21 protein-coding genes, 1 pseudogene and 1 riboswitch are annotated in these 21,681 nt (G+C 60.8%); of the genes and pseudogenes, 16 read left to right on the top strand and 6 right to left on the bottom strand.

All coding sequences use genetic code 11. The annotated features are described in order from the left end of the window. Positions 1–120 (bottom strand): biotin/lipoyl-containing protein (locus HMPREF2656_RS12550; protein WP_141741381.1); only part of this gene is annotated, 120 nt, incomplete at its 3' end. A 120-nt stretch (positions 121–240) separates the two neighbouring features. Here HMPREF2656_RS12550 and HMPREF2656_RS08710 point away from each other — a divergent pair. Further along, positions 241–636 carry an oxidoreductase gene (locus HMPREF2656_RS08710; protein ID WP_070570230.1) on the top strand — a complete coding sequence of 132 codons (396 nt, stop codon included), beginning with the start codon at positions 241–243 and terminating at the stop codon, positions 634–636. 200 nt (positions 637–836) lie between these two features. Here HMPREF2656_RS08710 and HMPREF2656_RS08705 read toward each other — a convergent pair whose 3' ends face one another. Beyond that, entirely contained in the window at positions 837–2,321 is a 1,485-nt protein-coding gene (locus HMPREF2656_RS08705) for a leucyl aminopeptidase (RefSeq protein ID WP_070570121.1), read from the bottom strand. Between the two features lie 72 nt (positions 2,322–2,393). On the opposite strand from HMPREF2656_RS08705, the gene HMPREF2656_RS08700 reads away from it, so the two are divergent. Beyond that, positions 2,394–3,500: a branched-chain amino acid aminotransferase gene (locus tag HMPREF2656_RS08700; protein WP_070422159.1), complete on the top strand. Its 1,107-nt coding sequence runs from the start codon at positions 2,394–2,396 to the stop codon at positions 3,498–3,500. Positions 3,501–3,555: 55 nt separating this feature from the next. On the opposite strand, the gene HMPREF2656_RS08695 is transcribed toward HMPREF2656_RS08700, so the two are convergent. Together HMPREF2656_RS08695 and HMPREF2656_RS08690 are read right to left on the bottom strand one after the other, a co-directional pair. Then, complete coding sequence (locus tag HMPREF2656_RS08695) at positions 3,556–4,482, bottom strand: nicotinate-nucleotide--dimethylbenzimidazole phosphoribosyltransferase (protein ID WP_246825139.1); 927 nt, start codon at positions 4,480–4,482, stop codon at positions 3,556–3,558. Between the two features lie 3 nt (positions 4,483–4,485). After that, positions 4,486–5,202 carry a DUF3043 domain-containing protein gene (locus tag HMPREF2656_RS08690; protein WP_070450848.1) on the bottom strand — a complete coding sequence of 239 codons (717 nt, stop codon included), beginning with the start codon at positions 5,200–5,202 and terminating at the stop codon, positions 4,486–4,488. 137 nt (positions 5,203–5,339) lie between these two features. On the opposite strand from HMPREF2656_RS08690, the gene HMPREF2656_RS08685 reads away from it, so the two are divergent. Beyond that, positions 5,340–5,684 (top strand): HesB/IscA family protein, encoded by a 345-nt coding sequence (locus HMPREF2656_RS08685; RefSeq protein WP_070450850.1) that lies wholly within the window; start codon positions 5,340–5,342, stop codon positions 5,682–5,684. Positions 5,685–5,756: 72 nt separating this feature from the next. On the opposite strand, the gene HMPREF2656_RS08680 is transcribed toward HMPREF2656_RS08685, so the two are convergent. Together HMPREF2656_RS08680 and asnB are read right to left on the bottom strand one after the other, a co-directional pair. After that, positions 5,757–6,743, bottom strand: a complete 987-nt coding sequence (locus tag HMPREF2656_RS08680) for a S41 family peptidase (RefSeq protein WP_070816339.1) — start codon at positions 6,741–6,743, stop codon at positions 5,757–5,759. A 74-nt stretch (positions 6,744–6,817) separates the two neighbouring features. Next, complete coding sequence (gene asnB, locus HMPREF2656_RS08675) at positions 6,818–8,740, bottom strand: asparagine synthase (glutamine-hydrolyzing) (protein ID WP_070816338.1); 1,923 nt, start codon at positions 8,738–8,740, stop codon at positions 6,818–6,820. A 405-nt stretch (positions 8,741–9,145) separates the two neighbouring features. On the opposite strand from asnB, the gene HMPREF2656_RS08670 reads away from it, so the two are divergent. The 13 genes and pseudogenes from HMPREF2656_RS08670 (at position 9,146) to HMPREF2656_RS08605 (ending at position 21,632) form a co-directional block, all read left to right on the top strand. Further along, entirely contained in the window at positions 9,146–10,240 is a 1,095-nt protein-coding gene (locus tag HMPREF2656_RS08670; RefSeq protein WP_070422165.1) for an aa3-type cytochrome oxidase subunit II, read from the top strand. A gap of 18 nt (positions 10,241–10,258) precedes the next feature. Next, positions 10,259–10,690: an aa3-type cytochrome oxidase subunit IV gene (locus tag HMPREF2656_RS08665; protein WP_070422166.1), complete on the top strand. Its 432-nt coding sequence runs from the start codon at positions 10,259–10,261 to the stop codon at positions 10,688–10,690. A 417-nt stretch (positions 10,691–11,107) separates the two neighbouring features. Further along, positions 11,108–11,728, top strand: coding sequence for an aa3-type cytochrome oxidase subunit III (locus HMPREF2656_RS08655; protein WP_180950032.1), 621 nt, complete (start codon positions 11,108–11,110; stop codon positions 11,726–11,728). Between the two features lie 62 nt (positions 11,729–11,790). After that, positions 11,791–12,639 carry a cytochrome bc1 complex diheme cytochrome c subunit gene (locus HMPREF2656_RS08650; protein WP_070422169.1) on the top strand — a complete coding sequence of 283 codons (849 nt, stop codon included), beginning with the start codon at positions 11,791–11,793 and terminating at the stop codon, positions 12,637–12,639. Then, positions 12,636–13,856, top strand: coding sequence for a cytochrome bc1 complex Rieske iron-sulfur subunit (locus HMPREF2656_RS08645; RefSeq protein ID WP_070422170.1), 1,221 nt, complete (start codon positions 12,636–12,638; stop codon positions 13,854–13,856). Before HMPREF2656_RS08650 ends, HMPREF2656_RS08645 begins: the two co-directional genes overlap by 4 nt. After that, on the top strand, positions 13,856–15,478 hold the full coding sequence (locus HMPREF2656_RS08640; protein ID WP_070422171.1) for a cytochrome bc1 complex cytochrome b subunit: 1,623 nt from the start codon (positions 13,856–13,858) through the stop codon (positions 15,476–15,478). The genes HMPREF2656_RS08645 and HMPREF2656_RS08640 overlap by 1 nt, the downstream gene beginning before the upstream one ends. A gap of 391 nt (positions 15,479–15,869) precedes the next feature. Further along, positions 15,870–16,012: riboswitch (cyclic di-AMP (ydaO/yuaA leader) on the top strand. Positions 16,013–16,026: 14 nt separating this feature from the next. After that, positions 16,027–16,773, top strand: a complete 747-nt coding sequence (locus HMPREF2656_RS08635) for a C40 family peptidase (RefSeq protein ID WP_070816337.1) — start codon at positions 16,027–16,029, stop codon at positions 16,771–16,773. Between the two features lie 194 nt (positions 16,774–16,967). Further along, a complete protein-coding gene (locus tag HMPREF2656_RS08630) occupies positions 16,968–17,996 on the top strand; it encodes a C40 family peptidase (RefSeq protein WP_083319489.1) in 1,029 nt (342 codons plus the stop codon). Positions 17,997–18,003: 7 nt separating this feature from the next. After that, the gene (locus HMPREF2656_RS08625; RefSeq protein ID WP_070816335.1) at positions 18,004–19,131 is read left to right on the top strand and encodes a glycosyltransferase family 4 protein; all 1,128 of its coding nucleotides are present in this window, start codon (positions 18,004–18,006) and stop codon (positions 19,129–19,131) included. Between the two features lie 35 nt (positions 19,132–19,166). Further along, a complete protein-coding gene (locus HMPREF2656_RS08620; RefSeq protein WP_070422175.1) occupies positions 19,167–20,129 on the top strand; it encodes an ROK family protein in 963 nt (320 codons plus the stop codon). A 14-nt stretch (positions 20,130–20,143) separates the two neighbouring features. After that, positions 20,144–20,895: pseudogene (locus HMPREF2656_RS08615) on the top strand (lysophospholipid acyltransferase family protein). Further along, a complete protein-coding gene (locus HMPREF2656_RS08610) occupies positions 20,895–21,110 on the top strand; it encodes a hypothetical protein (RefSeq protein WP_070422177.1) in 216 nt (71 codons plus the stop codon). Before HMPREF2656_RS08615 ends, HMPREF2656_RS08610 begins: the two are co-directional and overlap by 1 nt. 9 nt (positions 21,111–21,119) lie before the next feature. Further along, positions 21,120–21,632, top strand: coding sequence for a polyadenylate-specific 3'-exoribonuclease AS (locus HMPREF2656_RS08605; RefSeq protein WP_070422178.1), 513 nt, complete (start codon positions 21,120–21,122; stop codon positions 21,630–21,632). Positions 21,633–21,681 lie beyond the last annotated feature (49 nt).

Genomic DNA, 21,681 nt, shown 5'->3' with positions numbered 1-21,681 from the left:
GGAGACCTCGAGCAGCGGCTCGTCGACCTCAACCGTGTCGCCGACTTCCTTCAGCCACGTAGTGATCGTGCCTTCGGTGACTGACTCGCCCAGCTCGGGCATCTCAACAGAGTGCGCCATGTTTAAAGTCTCCTCATTGAAACGTTGGAAGCTATACGGCACAAAGCGTACCTGCATCCACACACGTTCGTTGCCCAAGGGGTGACCTAATTGCTTAGACAGGCCCGTATGATGTGGGGCGTGTTCAACCTGTTCGGCAAAGGCAAGAAGTCCACGACGTTCAAACCGCCACGGGCACCGGGCGAGACAATCCGCCCCGACGACGCACAATACTTGCGCGATTGGGTCGCCGGCCGCACGTTCGTGGAAGGCTTTGTCGAGCCAGAAACCATGGTCAACGAGATGTCCGTTGTTCTTGTCGACGAGCACGGCAACTACACCCGACGCCGCATCGGCGGCCCCAAGGGCATCGACGCCGTCTCCAAAATGCTGGGGATTCTGCTTTACGACGTCGAAGAGACCGGTTACCCCGACCGCATGCGAAAGAAAATGGAACAGGAACGCATCCTGCGTAAGCGCGAGGAACAAAAAGAACGCCGCGCCCGGTTCGAGCGCGGCGAAAACCCGTACAGCTAGACGGCTGGTGCCCCCCGCCCGGCCCATACGGCTAAACGGCACATCAAAGACGGTACATTTCACCGAAAAATAGCGAAATGTACCGTGTACGGTGTGCCGTTTAGGTGGGGAGGCCTAGCAGAACTATGCAGCGGCATAGTCCTGTCGGCTCGAGAGCGGGGGACTATGCAGCGGCATAGTGGCCGTATTGCCTCAAACGCCTACTTCGCAGCCAGGCGGTTGAGCGCCTCGAGGATTGTGCGGACCGGGGCGCCGGTTGCGCGCTTCGGGGTGTAGCCCCAGGCGCCGCCGCCGTTCCAGGCCGGACCGGCGATGTCGATGTGAGCCCACTCGACGTTCTCCGGCACGAAGCGGGAGAGGTAGAGGCCGGCGAAGAGCATGCCGCCGGTGCGGGCGTTGTGGGTGTTGCGGATGTCAGCGATGGGGGACTTCAGCTCGTCTTCCTGCTCCTCAAGAAGCGGCATAGCCCAAGCCTGCTCACCGACGGCACGGCCTGTCTCGGCGATGAGGTCGCGCAGGTCGTCGGACCCCATCACGCCGGAGGTGCGGTTGCCCAGGGCGACCAGCTGTGCGCCGGTGAGGGTTGCGGTTTCGATGAGGTAATCGGGGTTGTCCTCGCAGGCGCGGGCGATGGCGTCGGCAAGGACGAGGCGGCCTTCGGCGTCGGTGTTGATGACCTCGCTGGTGATGCCGCCGTAGTGGGTGATCACGTCGCCCGGGCGGGTGGCGGTGCCGGATGGCATGTTCTCGGCCAGGGGCAGCCAGGCGTCGATACGCACTGGCAGCTCAAGGCGGGCGGCAGCGGCGATGACGCCGAGCTGTGCTGCGGAGCCGCCCATGTCGGAGATCATGTCCTCCATGCCGGAGCCCGGCTTCAGCGAGATGCCACCAGTGTCGAAGGTGATGCCCTTGCCCACAAGCGCGACCTTCTTCGTCGCCCCGGACGGCGCCCACGTCAGGTGGACCAGGCGCGGGGTACGTGCGGAGCCGCGACCGACGGAGAGGATGCCGCCGAAGCCTTGATCTTCAAGCGCCTTGTCGTCGAGCACCTCGATGTCCAGGCCGGCCGCCGAAGCAACCTCGCCCATGACAGCGGCGTAGGACTCGGGGTAGAGGAAGTTTGACGGGGTGTTGACCAGGTCGCGGGCCAGGTTGACCGACTCGGCGACGATGACGGCCTGCTCGAACGCCTTCTCGTCTGCGCCGACCACGGTGACTTCGGTGGTCTGGGGGAGTTCGGCGTCGGTGTTGTCGTCGTCAAGCGTGTTGGCGGTGGACTTCAGACCGTTGTAAACGTAGCCGCCGAGCAGGAGGCCCTCGACGACCGGCTGGACGCCGAACTCGGCGGAGATAGCTGCCTTTTCCACCCCATTGAGGGTGCGGGTGGCGGCGCCGACGGCGCGGCGCACGGCTTCGTCGTCAATGTCGTTCGCGTCGCCGAGGCCGTACGCGATGACCAGCGTGCCGTCGACGACAACGCGGGTGACCTCGTTAGCCGTACCCTTCGCGCCGACCGCAACGAGGGCTTCAAGCAGGCCCTTCGGGGCAAGTTGGGTGACAGGAAGTTCGACTCCGTCTTCGCCCTGTGCGACCGGAACCAGCAGCACAGCGCCCTCAGGGGCGGCAGAACCGGCAACCGCGCGCACCGTCGTACCGCGGGCAGGAAGTGTGACATCGAACGACATAAACAACACCTTTCTGACAATTGAACAGGATTGCCTCCCGAGGGTACATAGCCACGGAGTAACGTGGGCCACATGTCTAACCTCGAATTCGCAGTTACCCCGTCAGACCACCCCGCAACCGATGCTGAGCGTGAAAAGATCCTCGCTAACCCGGCGTTCGGCCAGGAGTTCACCGACCACATGGTTTCCATCGACTGGACCGAAGACAAAGGCTGGCACAACGCCCAGGTGCGCGCGTACGAACCGATCGCGCTCGACCCGGCCGCCAACGTCTTCCACTACGGCCAGGCGATCTTCGAGGGCCTGAAGGCGTACCGCCACACCGATGGGCGCATCACCGCGTTCCGTCCGGAGCAAAACGCTGAGCGTATGCGCAGCTCCGCGCGTCGTATGGCAATGCCGGAACTGCCGGATGAGGACTTCTTGGAGGCCGTGCGCCAGTTGGTCACCATCGACCAGAAGTGGGTACCTGAAGCTGGCGGCGAGGCGTCGCTGTACCTGCGTCCATTCATGATCGGCACGGAGAAGACCCTGGGTGTGAAGCCGTCCTCGTCGTACTCCTTCTACATCATCGCCTCCCCGGCAGGCGCCTACTTCAAGGGTGGCGTCAAGCCGGTCAGCGTGTGGATCTCCGAGGACTACGTCCGTGCAGCACCTGGTGGCACCGGCGATGCGAAGTTCGCCGGCAACTACGCGGCGTCCCTGCTTGCGCAGCAGCAGGCTGCGGACAAGGGCTGCGACCAGGTTGTGTGGCTGGACGCGATCGAGCGCAAGTACATCGAGGAAATGGGTGGCATGAACCTCATGTTCGTCGAGGGCTCCGGCAAGGACGCGAAGATCATCACCCCGTCCCTGTCCGGTTCGCTCCTGCCGGGCATTACGCGTAAGTCGCTGCTGCAGGTCGCAGAAGACTTGGGTTACACCAGCGAGGAGCGCAAGATCACCGTCGAGCAGTGGCGTGCTGGTGCCGAGGACGGCACCATCTCCGAGACCATGGCGTGCGGCACCGCAGCTGTGATCACCCCGGTTGGCCGCGTGCTCAGCAACGAGGGCGAGTTCACGGTGAATAACAACGAGGCCGGCGAGATCACCCTGGCAATGCGCGAGCGTCTGCGCGGCATCCAGACCGGCGAGGTCGAGGACACCCACGGTTGGAACCTCACGCTCGTCGAGGGCTAGTCGCTTATCGACGATCCCCCGGCGAGCACCTCGCCAACCATCTCCGCCGCCAGGTTTAACTGCGGCAACGCGGCCAGGGCCCAGCGCCCTGGCCCGTTTTCATATCCAGGTGTTGCAACGGTCGAAGCCCGAGCGCTTCGAAGCAGCCAGCCTGCGCCGGCTCGTTCGCCTCCTGCGCTGCCATGAGCCAGTCTTTGGTGTCGGGTGCGAGGCGTTCGGCGACGTAGGCGGCGACGGCGGGGTAGACGCCGTCGATAAGCAACGGCGTGCGGCGCGCGGCGGCCTGGGCGATGAAGCCGACCAGGCAGGCGAAGTCCGGGCCGGTGAGTTCCGCGCAGACACGTTCGGTGTCGTCGCGGAACCCGCGCACGCGGAACATCGCGTCGCGAATAGCGGCGACCTTGATCTTCCAGACCTCATCGTTGATGCCGGAGCCACGCCCGATCGCCTTTGCGGGCTCAGTGCGCGTAAACGTGCCGTACACCGCCGCGGCGACGGTGGTGTTGCCAACGCCGATGTCTCCGGGGATCAGCAGGTCAGCACCGCCGTCGATTTCACTATCGGCGATCTCTGCACCCGCAGCCAACGCCGCATCCCACACCTCTTGCGACACGGCGGGTTCCACGTCGATGGCGCCGGTGGGGGTGTCCAGGTAGTCGTCGATAAGCCTGATGCTCGCTCCCGCAACCCGCGCCGTCGTGGAGGCAGGGCCGACACCGGCGCGCAGCTGCTCAACCTGAGCGGCGCCGGCATCCGATGTCCACGCCGACAAACCTCGCGTAGCAATGCCGTGATTGCCAGCGACGATCACGGCACGCGGGCGCAGAAACGGTGTGGGCACGTCACGGCCTTGTACGGAGGCAACCCACGCACCGATCGCCCCCAGCCTTCCAAGGGCAACGCCACTCGTGCCACCTGCCAACGCATCCGCCACCGCACGGGCATGCGCGCGTTTCGGCGGCTCAACCGGGGGAAACTGCATGGGCTATACCTTCGCGCCCAACGCCACCCGTGGCTTGGGGGAGCGCCAGTTACGCGGCTGAGTAGCGCGGGAGAACGCGTACATACCCAGGCTGAAACCAGTGTTCGCCTCTGGGAACTTTGCACGGACCGCACGGTTGGCGCGGATGCCGATGATGATGCCCTCGATGAAGATGGTGACGATAAACAACAGGCTCACCAAAGACAATGCCGCCGCGACGCGAGGCAGCCACGTGCCGATCAACATCACGATTAGCAGCACCAGCGCCATCGGCATGACGTAGTTGTTGAAGAAGCGCTGCGAGTCCACCCAGTCACGGATGAAGCGACGCTCCTCGCCCTTGTCGCGCTCCATGAGGTAGCGCTCGTCGCCCGAGTCGATCTTGGCCTGCATCTCGCGGTTGCGGGCCCGATTCTCCTCGCGCACCTGCTTCTTGTGCGCCTTCCACTCCTCTTTGGTCATAGACTTCTTCAGCTCTTTTTCACGCTGACGAATCTGCGCCGGGGTGGCCGCATTCGGGTCGCGCACAACACCGCGCTTGATCTCCTGATCAAGTCGCTTCGGCGTCGGCTTGCCCTTCGGCGGGGTGTAGCCCTTCGGAAGCTTCTGCTCTGCGGCCTCTGGGGTGTCTGCCGCGGGCGTGGTGTCGGTCTGAGGCAGTTCGGCCTTGGTCGAACCAGCCTTATCTGTCTGCTCGGATTTTTGCCAGGGTAGTTTCACGCCACCTAGGCTACAAGGCCACCGCGACATTCCTGTAACCAGTGGGAATAGACTGCGGGGGAGAACCGTTACACCGGCTATGAAGGGGCGCGCGTAGCATGGGCGCCACTCGAACGCGTAGCACGAAGGAGTACCCAATGACTGCACCTACTTCCGCAACTGGCGTGAACCTCACCGAGGCAGCGGCGGCGAAGGCGAAGGCCCTGCTTGATCAGGAGGGCCGCAACGACCTGTCCCTGCGCATCGCTGTTCAGCCTGGTGGCTGCGCTGGTCTGCGCTACCAGCTCTACTTCGACGACCGCGACCTGGACGGCGACAAGGCCGATGAGGTTGGTGGCGTGCGTCTTGTCGTGGACAAGATGAGCGTGCCGTACCTCACGGGTGCGACGATCGATTTCGCGGACACCATCGAGCAGCAGGGCTTCACCATCGATAACCCGAACGCAGGTTCCGCTTGCGCTTGTGGCGATAGCTTCAACTAAGCCACTGCTTATCGACGAATCTCCGTACCGGCCATCACGCCAGTACGGGGATTTTTCTGTGCTGCAGTGCGGCTACGAGCAGTTGTGTTCGTCCCGGAGCCACTGCAGCGCCTGCTCCTGGCCACCTTGAACATCGGGTTCGATCGGGTCTTCCGCAAACGTTTCGCCGGTGCGGGCCTTATCCTTCGCGATGGTCAGCATTAGGCTGCTGCCGTCCGGGAAGTCGTAGACGGTGTTCGCCGAGGCGTATCCGGCGGTGGGGGTGCCGAAACTACGCGACTGATCCAGGCCGCGGAAGGCCAGCATGGTGGCTTCGCCGGACGAGGCGGTGAGGTCGTCGACAAGCACTGCGACTGGCACGCCGTCCCATTTGCCGCCGGAGGTTTCTACGGGGCTGCCGCCACCGCTGACAGCGTTGCCGCTTACCGTCACCGGCGACGAACCGCCTGCCGAGACGAACTCGAGCACCGTGCCGTCGGGCAGCACAGGGGACAGGCCGGCGACCATCGGGCCCATGTCGCCGCCGTCGTTGCCGCGCAGATCCACAACCACGCCACAGGCGCCGTTGTCGCGCGCTTGCACTAGGCCGGATGTGAGCGTGTCGGCGTAGGACTGGATATCGTCGTGGCGGCTGACGCCCGGCACCGTTGCCCACGCTACGTTCCCGTTGCGTTCGACGGCCGCACGTGTGGATTCCATCTCGGCGTATTCCTGCTCGACGTTCGGGTCGATAAGTTTCGAGTGCTTGCCGCCAGCAGCCTGGACCGCGTCGTTGAGCGCCGGACGGATCTCGTCGAGCGAATCCGCCTGTTTCGCGGCCTCGCGTGCCTTGTCACTAGCCTCGGCAAACTCGGGGGAGTCCGCGTAAATGCCCTGTTCTGCCAGGTCGAGCACCGTCGCGGCGTAGCGCTTCGGCGTATCGGTACCCATGAACTTGGCGGTGCCGGTGAACATGGCAGTCATGGTCGGCCCGTACACATAAGCGACGGCGCCGGCGGCGATCAACAGGACGCCGAACACCGCGGCGATGGTGGTGAGTACTTTCTTTGTAGTTGACATACACCACATTCAACCGGCGAACGGGCAGCCCGACAATACAGACGGCTGCCCAACTGGGGTAGTGCTGGCACTACCTACAGCTCGACCGGGTAATCCTTGTGCTCGATCTGGGGGTCGATGCGGTTTTCCACGAAAATGCCGTGCCAAACCATGAACGCCAGCACCGTCCAGAGACGACGCGAGTGGTCGGACACACCATCGTGGTGCTCCTTGAGCATCTCCAGGACCTGGTCCTTGGCAAAGATGTCGTCGGTTTGCGACTCGCGAATCGTGTCCTGCGCCCAACCAAAGAGCTCGTCGCCCGCCAGCCAGTGACGCATCGGCACCGGGAAGCCCAACTTCTTGCGGTGCAGCACGTGTGGCGGAACGATCTGCTCCATCGCCTTACGCAACGCGTACTTCGTGGTGCCGTTGGCAATCTTCTGGTCGTACGGGATCGTCTGCGCGACCTCGAAAACTTCCTTGTCCAGGAACGGAACGCGCAGCTCCAGGGAGTTCGCCATGTTCATCTTGTCGGCCTTGACCAGAATGTCGCCGCGCATCCAGGTGAACAGGTCCAGGTTCTGCATACGTGCCACCGGATCCATCTCGGTCGACGTTGCATAAATCGGTGCGGTGACCTCGCGGTGGTCCCACTCGCGCTTCGCCCACGGTAGGACGCGCTGGAGCTGCTCAAAGTTAAACGAGCGCGCATTGCCGTAGTAACGGTCCTCCATCGGGGTAGTGCCGCGCTCAAGCAGGCTCTTGCCCTTCATGCCCTCAGGCAACACGCGGCTGAGGCGGTTGAGGCCCTTGTTCAGTGCGCTCGGCAGTTTCTCAAACGGTGCCAGCGACAGCGGTTCCTTATAGATGGTGTAACCACCGAACAGCTCATCCGCGCCCTCACCGGACAGCACAACCTTGACGTGCTTTCGGGCTTCCTGTGCCACGAAAAACAGCGGCACCAGTGAAGGGTCAGCCACCGGATCGTCGAGGTACCACATGATCTTCGGAATCGCGTCGGCGTACTCCTCCGGGGAGACAATCTTCACGATGTGCTCCACACCAATCGCCGCAGCAGACTCTGCAGCGACGTCCACCTCGGAATAGCCCTCCCGCTCAAAACCAGTGGTGAAGGTCAACAGGTTCGGATTGTGACGCTTCGCCAGCGCCGCGATCGCCGTGGAGTCGATTCCGCCAGACAAGAAGGAACCAACCGTCACGTCAGCGCGCATATGTTTTTCGACGGAATCCTCCAACGCCCGGGCAATCCTGTCGTACAGGTCCTGCTCCTTGCCCTTTGGCACAGGCTGGGAATTGAAGTGTGGCTTGAAGTAGCGGTCCGAGTGGACCTCGCCACCAGGCTTGATAGTCACGGTGCAGCCCGACTCCACGCGACGGATCTCGCGGTGCAGGCTCTCCGGCTCCGGGACGTATTGCAGATCCACGTAGTGCTCGATTGCACGGCGATCAAGGTCGAGGCCTAGACCCAACTCGTCTGCCATCTCCAGGATGGACTTCTTTTCGGAGGCGAAAACGGTGCCCTTGTCGGTCGTCGCATAGAACAGTGGCTTGATGCCAAACTGGTCGCGCGCTGCGAACATCGTCTTGGTCTCGGTGTCCCAAATAGCGAAGGCGAACATGCCGCGCAGATGCTCAACCACGTTGGCGCCCCAGTGGTGGAAACCGACCACGATCGGTTCGCCATCACCTGCGGTGTTGAAGGTGTATCCGGCCTTGGTGAGTTCCTCGCGCAACTCCACGTAGTTGTAAATCTCGCCGTTAAACGTCAGGGCGTAACGTTCGGGGTTTTCTGCCGGCCCCCAGCGCAGTGGCTGGTGGGAGTGCTCGATGTCGATGATCGCCAGGCGGTTAAAGCCGAAAACAGCGTCATCGTCGTTCCATGTTCCCGCAGCGTCAGGGCCGCGGTGATACATGCAGGAAAGCGAGCGACCGACCGCGTCGGTAAACACTGGGGCATCGCCGCGGGCAGTCAACAGTGCAACAAGACCGCACATCGTTGTGAAACCTCTCCTATATATAAGGTGCGCCGCCTCGAACCGTGCGGCACCGTCATGACGCATTCCACAATAGGGTTTTCAACGGCGAACTCGTGAACCGAACGCGTCGCGGAGTGTCCACCTTTTGCGGTGCCCCATAAGGGGGCCAACTAATGGTTGAGGGGTCAAAGCGAAGATTTCGACTGATCTTCGCAACGCCTTGCTTATGAACTTAATGCCCAGCACTGCGGGTTAATTTGCGGGGGAGAGGTGGTTTTGTCCGGAGGGGTGGTCGTCGAAAAGCATGAGGCTCGCAGAGATTCCGTAGCGACGATCTGTTTGAACTATTCTGGCTCCGTAGGAATGTTCTGCCATCGGCATGTGCATTCGATGGTTCTAGTGTGGACAGGAAGGCAAACACACGTGGAAAAGGAAGTTAAGCGCGGATTCGCCAAGAAGGCTGCCGTCGCCGGTTCGCTGCTCCTCGGAAGCTTTGCGCTGACGGGCTGTGATGTAGCTCCGCCGGAGTCAGTCGCGCGCATCCTCGACATGGGCTGGCCGGACCCGGTCACCCCTGAAGGTACCCAGATGTACAACTTCTGGGTTTGGGTCTGGGTAGCAGCCTGGACAATCGGCATCATTATGTGGGGTCTTTTCCTCTGGTCCATCGTTCGGTGGAACCACAAGGCCCGCGAAAAGCAGGGTGCCGGCGAGTTCCCGAAGCAGCTGCAGTACAACGTGCCGCTCGAGCTCGGTCTGACGATCCTCCCGATCGTCATCGTTATGGTCCTGTTCTTCTTCACGGTTCAGGCACAGACCCGCACGACCGCCCTGGATAAGGATCCGAAGGTTACCGTTGACGTCACCGGCTACCAGTGGAACTGGAAGTTCGGCTACGCAGAGGTCGCAGGCGATCTGACTGCAGACGGTCGCGACTACGACGGTCTTGACGCTGAGCGCCAGGCTCTTGCAGAGGCAACGAAGTACGACGACGAGGACATGCACAACGCGAACCCGATCCACGGCACCTCGATGGGCGACCTGTCCTACCTCAACTTCAACGAGATCGAGACCGTTGGCTCCACCGAGGAAGTTCCGGTCCTGGTTCTGCCGACCGACACCCCGATTGCATTCCGTCTCGCGTCCGGTGACGTGAACCACGCATTCTGGGTTCCGGAGTTCCTCTTCAAGCGCGACGTCTACGCGCACCCGGAGTCGAACCAGCAGCAGCGTGAGTTCCAGATTGAGCGCATCGACAAGGAAGGTGCATTCGTCGGCCGCTGTGCTGAGATGTGCGGTACCTACCACGCAATGATGAACTTCGAGATCCGTGCAGTCACGCCCGAGAAGTTCCAGCAGTACATCGAATTCCGTCGCCAGAACCCGGAGGCACCGAACTCCGAGGCACTGCGCTCCATCGGTGAAGCACCGTACGCAACCAGCACCCGTCCGTTTGTGTCCGAGCGCGAGGGTTCTCGTGACGGCGTCAACACTGTCGATCCGAACGCGACCGTTTAAGAAAGAGAGAACGTAGCCATGGGAACCGGTTCAAAAGTTTTCTACGCCATTGGCACATTTCTTGCCCTGATGGCAGTGTTCTACATCCTCGCAACGGCGTGGATCGGCGAAGATGCATACCTCTTCGGTGTTGAGTGGATCGGCGCAGTGGGCCTCGTGCTTGCTACCGCACTCTGCTTCATGCTCGGCGGTTACCTCCACATTGCGGAGTCCCGCTCTGACGTCCTCCCGGAAGACTGGGAAGAGGCAGAGATTGAAGACGGCGCTGGCGTGCTGGGCTTCTTCTCGCCGGGCTCGATCTGGCCGTTTACGATGTCTGCATCGATTCTGTTCCTCGGCCTCGGCATTGCCTTCTGGCAGTTCTGGCTGATCGCCTTTGGTGCGGTCATGCTGATCTGGGCTACCGCCCAGCTGAACCTGCAGTACGGCATTCCGCGCGAGAAGCACTAACGCAGAAAGAGTGGGTCGCGGCCTTCCCGGCCCACGATAGTGCCCCTTCCGAGTTATCGGAAGGGGCACTTTTGTTGTTAAAGAGATATCAATCAATCGAAAGTTTAGGCACGAAGCGGGGGTGTGCCACAATGTGATGTCGGGCACACTTGGGAACTTTCTGGAACCCCAGCGCGACTCCTATTTGCTCGAGTAATTGGAGGAACTATCTTGTGGGGGAGCCGGCGACTTTGGGTGGCGGGGCAATGACCTGCGTTGATGTGCGTCGGATAGGCGCTATAAAAAGTTCCCGAAATTCTAAAAATTATTTTTGCAACCAAAATGTTTTTAAATGCTGCTGGTTGGGCCCTGTCTCACAGGGAAATCGTGGGGGTGAATGAGATGAATATCAGGAAGAAATAGGGGATAATCGCATGCGTGACGACCGCAACTACTAACCCAAATATGGCGACTCCGCAGAATCGTCTTCCGGCGCTGAACCGGCCGAACATGGTCAGCGTTGGCACGATCGCGTTCCTCGCCCAAGAGCTCATGTTCTTTGCCGGCTTGTTCGCGATGTACTTCACATCGCGTGCAAACGGCCTCGCCGCAGGTGACTGGAGCAACCAGACGGACCACCTCAACGTCCTTTTCGGCGGAATCATTACCGTCGTGCTGATTGGTTCCTCTTTCACCTCTCAGTTCGGCGTGTTCGCTGCAGAACGAGGTGACGTATACGGCTTGCGCAAGTGGTTCACCGTAACCGTTGTGCTTGGCGTCATCTTCCTCGGTCTGGTGGCATTCGAATGGACCGAGATGGTCATGCACGGCGTGACCCCGCAGTCCAGCGTTTATGGATCGGTGTTCTACATCATCACCGGTTTCCACATGGCGCACGTGACTGCAGGCATCATCGCGTTCATCGTTGTGCTGATGCGAGTAGCCAAGTCGAAGTTCACCCCGGCACAGGCAACTGCTGCCATGGTGGTTTCGTACTACTGGCACTTCGTCGACGCCATTTGGATCGGCGTGTTCATCACCCTGTACCTCGTCCAGTAGCCGTGCCCTGGGTATAACCCGGGCTGCAGACGTGTTCTGAAAACTCGTTAATAAGGAACAAAATGGAAAACTCACCCAACAAGAAGCGTCGCGCACGCAAGGCGCAGCGCACCTTCGCAGGTGCTGCTGCGTTGACGCTGGGCTTGTCCGGCGCGGGTCTTCTCGCATCGGCGTTGGCCCCTAATGCACAGGTGGCCACCGCCCAGCGTGACGACCAGGCCCTTATCCAGGAGGGTAAGGAAATCTACGACGTCGCTTGCATCACCTGCCACGGTGCGAACCTGCAGGGCGTTGCCGACCGTGGTCCGTCTCTGATCGGTACCGGCGAAGGCGCCGTGTACTTCCAGGTCAACTCTGGCCGTATGCCGATGATGTCGAACGACGCGCAGGCTGAGCGTAAGAAGCCGCGCTACACGGAGAACCAGGCTCTCGCCTTGGCTGCATATGTCGCAGCCAACGGTGGTGGCCCGGAGCTCGTGTACAACCCGGACGGCACCCTGGCTAAGGAAGAGCTGCGCGGCAAGAACTACGACGGCAAGGTTCAGGAAGCAGACGTCGCACGTGGCGGCGAACTCTTCCGTTTGAACTGCGCCTCCTGCCACAACTTCACCGGTCGTGGTGGCGCATTGTCTTCTGGTAAGTACGCCCCGGTGCTCGACCCTGCGAACGAGCAGGAGATCTACCAGGCGATGCTCACTGGTCCGCAGAACATGCCGAAGTTCTCTGACCGTCAGCTCAGCGCTGATGAGAAGAAGGACATCATTGCCTTCATTAAGTCGACCAAGGAGACCCCGTCCCCGGGTGGCTGGTCCCTCGGTGGCCTCGGCCCGGTTTCTGAAGGTATTGCGATGTGGATGATCGGCATCTCGCTGGTCGCCGCTGGTGCTATGTGGATTGGATCCCGCTCATGAGTGATGTGAAGAAGAATTACACGAAGGAAGAGCTTGACCGCATGAGCAATGCGGAGCTCGCTGCTCTCGGCACGGAGCTTGACGACGTAACGGTTGCTTACCGTAAGGAGCGCTTCCCGGTCGAGGGTGACCCTCGCGAGAAGTCCTCTGAGCGTGGCATCAAGATTTGGTTGGCCATCTCGGTTCTCGCCGCGATTGCTTTCCTCGGTGTTTACCTGTTCTGGCCGTGGGAGCCGAAGTTCCACGGCGACGAAGGTCTCTGGATCTACACCTTCTACACGCCACTGCTTGGTCTGACTGCAGGCCTGGCCTTTCTCGGCCTGGGTGTTGCAATCATCCAGTACGTGAAGAAGTTCGTCCCTGAAGAGATCGCTGTACAGCGTCGCCACGACGGCCCGTCCAGCGAGCTGGATCGTCGCACTACGACCGCACTGCTGAACGATGCTTGGGAGACCTCGACGCTTGGTCGTCGCAAGGCGCTCAAGGGCCTGCTCGGCACCGCTGGTGTCCTCGCCGGTCTGATGGTCATCGCTCCGCTTGGCGGCATGATCAAGAACCCGTGGAAGGTCCGCCACGAGCTGAACTACTTCGGCGACGGCACCCTGTGGACCCACGGCTGGACCGTCCAGGATCAAGGCGTGAAGGTTTACCTCGGCCGCGACACCGGTGCGATTGCAGAACTTCACAAGGGTGAGGTCGGCTCGCACTACACCACCGCCGGCGTGTCTCGCCTGGTGCGTATGCGTCCGGAGGACCTTGCCGCCGCTGCGATGGAGACCGTGTTCCCGCTCTACCCAGAGGACGTCAATGACGGCAAGGAATACGACCCGAAGCGCGATGTGTATGAGAACCACATGCACTCCATCCACGGTCCGCGCAACGCTGTCATGCTGATCCGTCTGCGTTCTGAGGACGCGAAGCGCGTCATCGAACGTGAGGGTCAGGAAGACTTCCACTACGGCGATTACTACGCCTACTCCAAGATTTGCACGCACATTGGTTGCCCGACCTCGCTGTACGAGGCTCAGACCAACCGCATCCTGTGCCCGTGCCACCAGTCGCAGTTCGATGCGTTGCAGCACGGTAAGCCGATCTTCGGTCCCGCCGCTCGTGCACTGCCGCAGCTTCCTGTGACGGTTGACGAAGACGGTTACCTCATCGCCAACGGGAACTTCATTGAGCCCGTCGGCCCGGCATTCTGGGAGCGTCAGTCCTAATGAGTACGAAACTTCAGCAAGCCGCAAACAATGCGGATTCCCGCTTTACCGTTGCGGGCGTCCTGCGCCCGCAGCTCAACAAGGTCTTCCCGACGCACTGGTCCTTCATGCTCGGCGAGATGGCGCTCTACAGCTTCATCATCCTGCTGCTGACCGGTATCTACCTGGCCTTGTTCTTCGACCCGTCGATCACCAAGGTGATCTACGACGGTGCATACCTGCCGCTCAACGGCGTCGAAATGTCCCGTGCATACGCAACCGCGCTTGACATTTCCTTTGACGTCCGCGGTGGCCTGTTTGTTCGTCAGATGCACCACTGGGCTGCACTGATGTTCATGATGGCCATGTTCGCCCACATGATGCGTGTCTTTTTCACCGGTGCGTTCCGTCGCCCGCGTGAGGCAAACTGGCTCATCGGTGTAACCCTTGTCCTCCTCGGCATGATTGAGGGCTTCATGGGCTACTCCCTGCCGGACGATCTGCTCTCCGGTGTTGGTCTGCGCATTATGTCCGCGATCATCCTGGGCCTGCCGATCATCGGCACCTGGATGCACTGGGCTATCTTCGGCGGCGACTTCCCGTCCGATCTGATGCTGGACCGCTTCTACATCCTGCACGTGCTGATCCTGCCGGGCATCATCCTGGCGCTGATCGCAGCTCACCTGCTGCTCGTGTGGTTCCAGAAGCACACCCAGTTCCCGGGACCGGGTCGCACCGAGAACAACGTTGTTGGTGTCCGCATCATGCCGGTGTTTGCAACGCACGCAATCGGCTACATGATGATCGTGTTCGCAGTGCTGGCTGCAATGGCTGGTCTGACCACCATCAACGGTATTTGGAACATCGGCCCGTACAACCCGTCGCAGGTGTCTGCTGGTTCGCAGCCTGACGTCTACATGCTGTGGACTGATGGTGCCGCCCGTGTCATGCCGGCTTGGGAGCTCTACATCGGTAGCTACACCATCCCGGGTGCATTCTGGGTCGCACTGCTCTGTGGTCTGATGGTTGCGCTGCTCATCGCCTACCCCTTTATCGAGAAGAAGGTCACCGGCGACGACGCACACCACAACTTGCTGCAGCGTCCGCGTGACGTTCCGGTACGTACCGGCATCGGCGTGATGGGTCTGACCTTCTTCCTGCTGATGACCATCTCCGGTGGTAACGACCACGTTGCTCACTTCTTCCAGATCTCGCTGAACGCGATGACCTGGGTGGGACGTATCGGCATCATTGTTCTGCCGCCGCTGGCATTCTTCATCACCTACCGTCTGTGCATCGGCCTGCAGCGCTCCGACCGCGCTGTGCTGGAGCACGGTATCGAGACCGGCATCATCAAGCGTTTGCCGAACGGTGCCTTCATTGAGATCCACCAGCCGCTTGGCCCAGTGGACGAGAATGGTCACCCGGTTCCGCTCGAGTACGCAGGTGCTCGTGTGCCGAAGCAGATGAACCAGCTTGGTTTCGCTGACTCTGAGACCATCGGTAAGTTCTCGCCCGCCGAGATCGGCGTGTCTGAGCGTGTACGCGATGCAGAGAAGCAGAAGCACGAGGAGGCTGTCGAGACGCTGCGTGCTCTCGAGGCCAACAAGGATCGCGACGACCGCGACGTATCGCCTCGCTAGGATGTAAGTAGTTGCGTGAATCGCCCCGCACCACACTGTGGTGCGGGGCGATTTTCTTTGTAACAATGAGGTTAACAAGCAAGTGTGAGTAAGATCACACAATCCGTTTTAACTGGGTTGTCTTTAACTTTGCGGATATCAACTTGCTTCTTGGTTTGGCGGATAAATGCGCAGCGTATGGCCGTGTTTTGAGGTTGCTGGACCGTTCTTAGTTTTCATTTAGAAACGCAGACTTCGACGCTGTTTCGCATCAAATCTTTTGATAACGGAACTGTAACGGCGTGTTGGCTGGACACTCTTGTTGCCGTTTCGTAACCTGTTCGAGACATTGCGACAACAGCCGTTGGAAGCATGGATCGAAAACAACATATGAGCCGTAACTCTGAAGTGGAGATCGGAAAAGCCGATCGAAGCCGAAGGGGACCGGGGAACCAGAGTGGAGCACCTGCTCCCGTGGGGCGTAGGTCGTTCGGACCGAGGGTCATTTCTCAACACCCCGCCCGACAGCTAACCCGGTTGGCGAAGAGAAGATATGGAGAAAATCTAAAGTGGCAAAGCACCGTCGCCAGACCAACACCGCAGCCCGCGCAGCAGCGGCCACCACCGCTCTCGCAGCAGGCGCTGCGCTCATCGCGCCGGCCGCCGCCTCCGCAGCAGAGGTCCGCGTCCCCAACTCGCCGATCGCAGTACAGGTCCCGGGTATTGAGACCATTCCAGACGTAGCGGCAATCCCGGGCATTGACGCCTGGATCCCGTCGCTGAAGGGCGCAGCCGCTACGGGCGACGCTCAGGCTGCTATCGCTCGCGTGAAGGCTCTGCCGGGCGTGAACAACGTTCCGGGCTTCAGCGCCTTCATCGCGAACGTCGAGAAGCAGGTTCTGCCGGCACAGGCCGCAACCAACTACTCGGCACCGGCCGCTGCGCCGCAGCCGGCTCCGGCCCCGCAGCCGTCCTTCGCTGAGCGCGTCGTGTCCATCGCGCAGTCCAAGGTTGGTTCCCCGTACGTTTACGGTGCAGCTGGCCCGAACGCATTCGACTGCTCCGGTTTCACCTCCTGGGTTTACGCTCAGGCTGGCAAGTCCATCCCGCGTACCTCCCAGGCTCAGGCTGCTGCTGGCCAGCAGGTTGCGCTGAGCAACATCCAGCCGGGTGACATCGTTGTTTACTACGGTGGTGCATCCCACGTTGGCATCTACGTTGGCAACGGCCAGATCATCGATGCGCTGAACTCCGGTATCCCGGTGGGCTACCGCGATCTGCACCTCATGCCGATCCACTCTGTGGTTCGCTTCTAACGGCACGTTTTCAAGCCCCGACTCTGTGTTTGGAGTTGGGGCTTTCGTGCGTTTTGGGGACCTTGACACCTCGTGCGTCACACCAGTGCTCTTGATTCACAATATGCTGTGTGGCCATGTTTTTTGCTTGGACGGTGGGGCCGATGTCGCTATAGTTTTTGTGTTCTCACAAGTATTGCGAAAAGGTTTTGGTCGTGGGTAAGCACTCTTTTCAGTCTCGTCGTCCTTCTGCTCAGAAGACTGCGGTGTCCGCGCTCGTCGGCGCCATTCTCGCCGGCGGCGTCGCGGCCCCTGTGAAGGCCGATGATGTCGATGCTCTCATCGATGAGATGGAGCAGATCTCCCACGACGCCACTGCGAAGTCGGAAGAAATTAAGGGACTCGAAGAGAAAATCGCCGATTCAGAGCGCAAGGTTGAGGAAGCCAATGGCCGCGCTGCAGAGGCGAAACAGGAACTTGCCGCTATTCAGGAGGTAAGTAACGAGCATCGCAGGAATGTCGGTGACATTGCGCAGTCCCGTTACCGTATCCCGAAATCTGAAGCGATCCTGACCACCCTGGATTCGGGCAACCCGCAAGAGGCGATCGACCGTTCCGCTTATTTGGCGGCGCTCACTCGCAAGTCTCAGCGTGCGTTGATCGACTTGGAGGATGCCAACCGGATGGCGGCAGAGAAGTCCAACTCGGCCAATATTGCGGTGGCAGAGGCACGCCATGCGCGCAATGAGCTGGAGATTCAGCGTAAGAAGCTGGAGCGTGAACGTGAAGAGTTGGATGACAAGGTTCGTGACATCGAACACCGCGTAGACAACTTGAGCGAGGCCGATCGCCTGCGCTGGATCAATAAGGACAACCCGATCAGCGGCGCGTCGATTCCGGGCGTGGACTCCGGAATCGTTGGTGCGGCGTTGGCGCAAGTGGGTAAGCCATATGGCTGGGGCTCCGCTGGGCCGGATGCGTTCGATTGCTCTGGTTTGATGGTGTGGGCGTATGGGCAGAACGGCATTAGCATTCCGCGTACCTCCCAAGCGCAGCTTGCGGGTGGCACGCCGGTGTCACTGGATGCGTTGCAGCCGGGTGACATCATTGGTTACTACCCGGGCGTGACTCACGTGGGTATGTACATCGGTAACGGCATGGTCGTGCACTCGTCTGACTACGGCATTCCGATCCAGGTAGTGCCGGCGAACTCCATGCCGATTCAGGGGGCTGTGCGCTACTAGCGCGATTATGACCACGTTGTTGGTAACGAATGATTTCCCGCCCACTGTCGGCGGGATTCAGTCGTACTTACGGGATTACGTCGACGAGCTCGTCAAGCGCGAAGGCCCGGAATCAATCATCGTGCTCGCCTCCGTCCAGGAAGCAGATGCTGCGCGCGAGTGGGACGCCGAGCAGAGTTTCGCGGTGATTCGTTGGCCTCGCAACATCATGTTGCCTACCCCGGGGCTTGCTCGGGAGATGGCTCGAATTATCAGAACGCACAGCATCGACACTGTGTGGTTCGGTGCGGCTGCACCGTTGGCAATTCTCGGTGCCCAGGCGAAACGCGCTGGAGCAAAACGTGTGGTGGCCACTACCCACGGCCACGAGGTTGGCTGGGCGATGATTCCCGGGGCCCGTCAGGTGTTGCGCCGGATTGGTCGTAGCGCGGATGTGGTGACGTACATTTCACGGTTCACGATAGAGCGCTTGCAGGCGGTGTTCGGCGATGACGTCGACTATGTTGCACTGCCGTCGGGGGTGGACACGGATTTCTTCGCGCCAGCGAGCGCGCACAAGCGGGATGAAACGCGGCGCTGGCTCGGCGTGGGCGATGCACCACTTGTGGTGTGTTCGTCGCGGTTGGTCCCGCGCAAGGGACAGGATGTGTTGATCCGTGCGTTGCCGGAGATTCGTCGATACGCGCCGAATGCGAGATTGGTGATTGTGGGGGAGGGGCCGTACGAGCAGCGGCTGCGCAAGCTCGCCGCGTCTTCGCCGGGCGTGGAATTCACGGGTCGGGTGTCGCGCGAGCGGTTGCGCGACATTGTGGCTGCCGCCGATGTGTTTGCGATGCCCGCGCGGACGCGGTGGGGTGGTCTTGATGTGGAAGGTCTGGGGATCGTGTATCTCGAGGCGCAGGCGTGTGGGGTTGCGGTGGTCGCTGGCGATTCCGGTGGTGCGCCGGAGACGGTGGTGCCGGAAAGCGGTGTCGTCGTCAATGGTCGCGATGTGAATGAGGTCGCGCGGTCCATTGGGCAATTGCTTTGCGACGACCACCGCACCGCCATGGGCACCGCCGGGCGCAAGCATGTGCAACGGGAGTTTTCGTGGGGCACTCTGGGGGAGCGCCTGCGCGACGTGTTGGCGGGTTAGGGCTGACCGCTGTCAGGGGCATAAACTGTCCGGCTATGACTTCACAACGAGGAGACCAGGCGCTGACAGTCGGCTTTGACATTGGCGGGACGAACGCTCGTGCATCTGTGGTCGCGCCGGATGGGTCGATCCTCGACACGGTGAGTACGCGGACCCCGCAGGACGCTGACGGGCTGACCCGCACGATCGTGCAGATGGTCGAGCAGCTCCAGGACAAACACGAGATCGGGGCAGTTGGCGCTGCCGTTGCGGGCTTCCTTGACCCGGAGTGTGAAATCGTGCGTTTTGCCCCGCATTTGCCGTGGCGTGATGATCAGCCGGTGCGCAAAGATTTGGAGAATGCGCTGGGGCTGCCGGTCCGCCTCGAGCACGATGCGAATGCGGCAGCTTGGGGTGAGTATCGGTTCGGTGCCGCTCGTGACACAGAGACGTGGGTGTTTTTCGCCGTCGGCACAGGGATCGGCGCAACGCTGATGCACCGTGGCGAGATCTACCGTGGTGCGTTCGGCACCGCGCCTGAGTTTGGCCACATCACGGTGGTGCCGGGAGGTCGGGTGTGCTCGTGTGGCAAGCAGGGCTGTCTTGAGCGATACGCTTCTGGCACCTCGCTGGTCGATTGTGCGATCGAGATTGCCAGCAGGGGAGGGTATCGAGGTTCCGATTTGTACCGGGAGGTCGTCGAAAAGCGAGCAAGCGGGCACGACATTATGGCCGCAGCACGCGCAGGCGATGGGCTGGGTGTGGCGGCTCTGGAGAGTTTCTCCATCTGGCTGGGACGAGGCCTGGCAATGGTGTCCGACATTTTGGATCCATCGCTGATCGTCCTCGGCGGTGGTGTGAGCGAAGACGCTGATCTTTTCCTTGACGCTGCCAAAGCGTCCATGGCGTCGAACATCGTCGGCGCTGGATACCGTCCGCTGCCGGAGATCCTCTGTGCTGAGCTCGGAGCGAAGGCGGGTATGATTGGCGTTGCTGATTTGGCCCGCCAGCTGCGATAAAAAGGGGAGAAACAATGGCAAACAAGTGGTATTCCCTGTTCAAGGCTATTTTCGGGCCGCCGCTGTTGGTGTGGAACCGCCCGCGCATTTACGGTGTGGAGAACATCCCGGAGGAAGGTCCGGCCCTGTTGGTTTCTAACCATCAGGCTGTGCTGGATTCCTTTTACTTGCCGTTGATGGTTCGCCGACAGCTGAAGTTCCCGGCCAAAATGGAGTACTTCACTGGCACGGGGCTCAGTGGACGTTTGCAGCGGTTTTTCTTCACCGCCGTAGGCCAAGTTCCCATTGACCGAAGCTCCGACACCGCCGGGGACGTCTTGCTGGAAACGGTGAAGAAGATTTTCGACGACGGCGAGCTCTTCGGCATTTATGCCGAGGGAACCCGTTCGCCGGATGGGCGTGTGTACAAGGGGCGCACTGGCATGGCGCGCATTGCTATGCCAACCGGCGTGCCTGTGATTTTGGTCGGCATGATTGGATCTGGTCGCGCGAACCCGATCGGCACCAAGCTCATCAGGCCGGTCAAGGTGCAGATCAAGATTTCGGAGCCGATTGATCCGCGAGCTTGGGCGGTTGAAATGGCTACGACCCTGACTCGCGCGAGGCCGTGCGTCCCTTTACGGACTACTGCATGCATCGCATTGCAGAGATGATCGGTGAGGAATACGTGGATGTCTACGCGACCGATGTGAAGAAGTCCCTCGAGCAGACGGGGAAGTACCCCGAAGGTGCTGAACCGAAAACTGGGCCGAAAGGTGTGCAGTAATGAATAAACCACTTGTTACCCGAATCGCGTTGGTATGCGTCGTTGTTGTGATGTTCCTGATTGCGTCTGAGCAGGGCTGGTACCCGAAACTGTCGGGCCCGCTTGCTGTCGTTGCGGTGGCTGCAGTGATGTTTTGGCCGAGGCGTGTTGAGGGTGAGAAGGGCCCTTCGCGGCGCGAGGTGTTGGGGGATATTCGATCGGAGCAACGGAAGTAGTTCGACGCAGTGAGATTCTTCTACGACACCGAATTCATTGAGGACGGCGAAACCATCGAGCTGGTGTCCATCGGCATTGTTGCTGAGGATGGCCGCGAATACTATGCGGTGTCCGATGAGTTCGACCCAGCACGCGCCAACGCTTGGGTCAAAGCGCACGTGTTGTCGAAGCTCCCTCCGAAGAACCAACCAGTGTGGAAGTCGCTGGAGCGCATCCGTAACGAGGTCTATGAGTTTCTCACCTCGGGTGACACCAGGCCAGAACTGTGGGCTTGGGTTGGCGCCTATGACCACGTGGTGCTCGCGCAACTATGGGGTGACATGTCCGGTCTGCCGCGTTCGCTGCCGCGCTACACCTGCGAGCTGAAGCAGTATTGGCAGATGGCAGGCAAGCCGCGCCTGCCACGGGTGCCGGAGGGCAACCACGATGCTCTCGTTGATGCGCGCCATAATCTGCGGAAGTTTCGTGTATGTGCGGAGCATTTGCCGTTGAACCGCGACGGCACCGTATCCAAAATGTGAGACGATAAAACCGCCTTGTGAGAAGTTGCAGGCTGTACCGCCTGTACTG

Source organism: Corynebacterium sp. HMSC034B08, assembly GCF_001835805.1.
Classification (GTDB): domain Bacteria; phylum Actinomycetota; class Actinomycetes; order Mycobacteriales; family Mycobacteriaceae; genus Corynebacterium; species Corynebacterium coyleae.
Note: the sequence above shows the minus strand (reverse complement) of the source record. Positions and strands in the feature narration are given on the sequence as shown.

What these genes read in the sequence shown, in the direction of transcription:
- HMPREF2656_RS08625 (WP_070816335.1), top strand. Translation starts at nt 18,004, where the DNA reads ATGACCACGTTGTTGGTAACGAATGATTTCCCGCCCACTGTCGGCGGG.
- HMPREF2656_RS08700 (WP_070422159.1), top strand. Translation starts at nt 2,394, where the DNA reads ATGTCTAACCTCGAATTCGCAGTTACCCCGTCAGACCACCCCGCAACC.
- HMPREF2656_RS08695 (WP_246825139.1), bottom strand. Translation starts at nt 4,482, where the DNA reads ATGCAGTTTCCCCCGGTTGAGCCGCCGAAACGCGCGCATGCCCGTGCG.
- HMPREF2656_RS08610 (WP_070422177.1), top strand. Translation starts at nt 20,895, where the DNA reads ATGAATAAACCACTTGTTACCCGAATCGCGTTGGTATGCGTCGTTGTT.
- HMPREF2656_RS08640 (WP_070422171.1), top strand. Translation starts at nt 13,856, where the DNA reads ATGAGTACGAAACTTCAGCAAGCCGCAAACAATGCGGATTCCCGCTTT.
- HMPREF2656_RS08705 (WP_070570121.1), bottom strand. Translation starts at nt 2,321, where the DNA reads ATGTCGTTCGATGTCACACTTCCTGCCCGCGGTACGACGGTGCGCGCG.
- HMPREF2656_RS08650 (WP_070422169.1), top strand. Translation starts at nt 11,791, where the DNA reads ATGGAAAACTCACCCAACAAGAAGCGTCGCGCACGCAAGGCGCAGCGC.
- HMPREF2656_RS08680 (WP_070816339.1), bottom strand. Translation starts at nt 6,743, where the DNA reads ATGTCAACTACAAAGAAAGTACTCACCACCATCGCCGCGGTGTTCGGC.
- HMPREF2656_RS08645 (WP_070422170.1), top strand. Translation starts at nt 12,636, where the DNA reads ATGAGTGATGTGAAGAAGAATTACACGAAGGAAGAGCTTGACCGCATG.
- HMPREF2656_RS08685 (WP_070450850.1), top strand. Translation starts at nt 5,340, where the DNA reads ATGACTGCACCTACTTCCGCAACTGGCGTGAACCTCACCGAGGCAGCG.
- asnB (WP_070816338.1), bottom strand. Translation starts at nt 8,740, where the DNA reads ATGTGCGGTCTTGTTGCACTGTTGACTGCCCGCGGCGATGCCCCAGTG.
- HMPREF2656_RS08665 (WP_070422166.1), top strand. Translation starts at nt 10,259, where the DNA reads ATGGGAACCGGTTCAAAAGTTTTCTACGCCATTGGCACATTTCTTGCC.
- HMPREF2656_RS08620 (WP_070422175.1), top strand. Translation starts at nt 19,167, where the DNA reads ATGACTTCACAACGAGGAGACCAGGCGCTGACAGTCGGCTTTGACATT.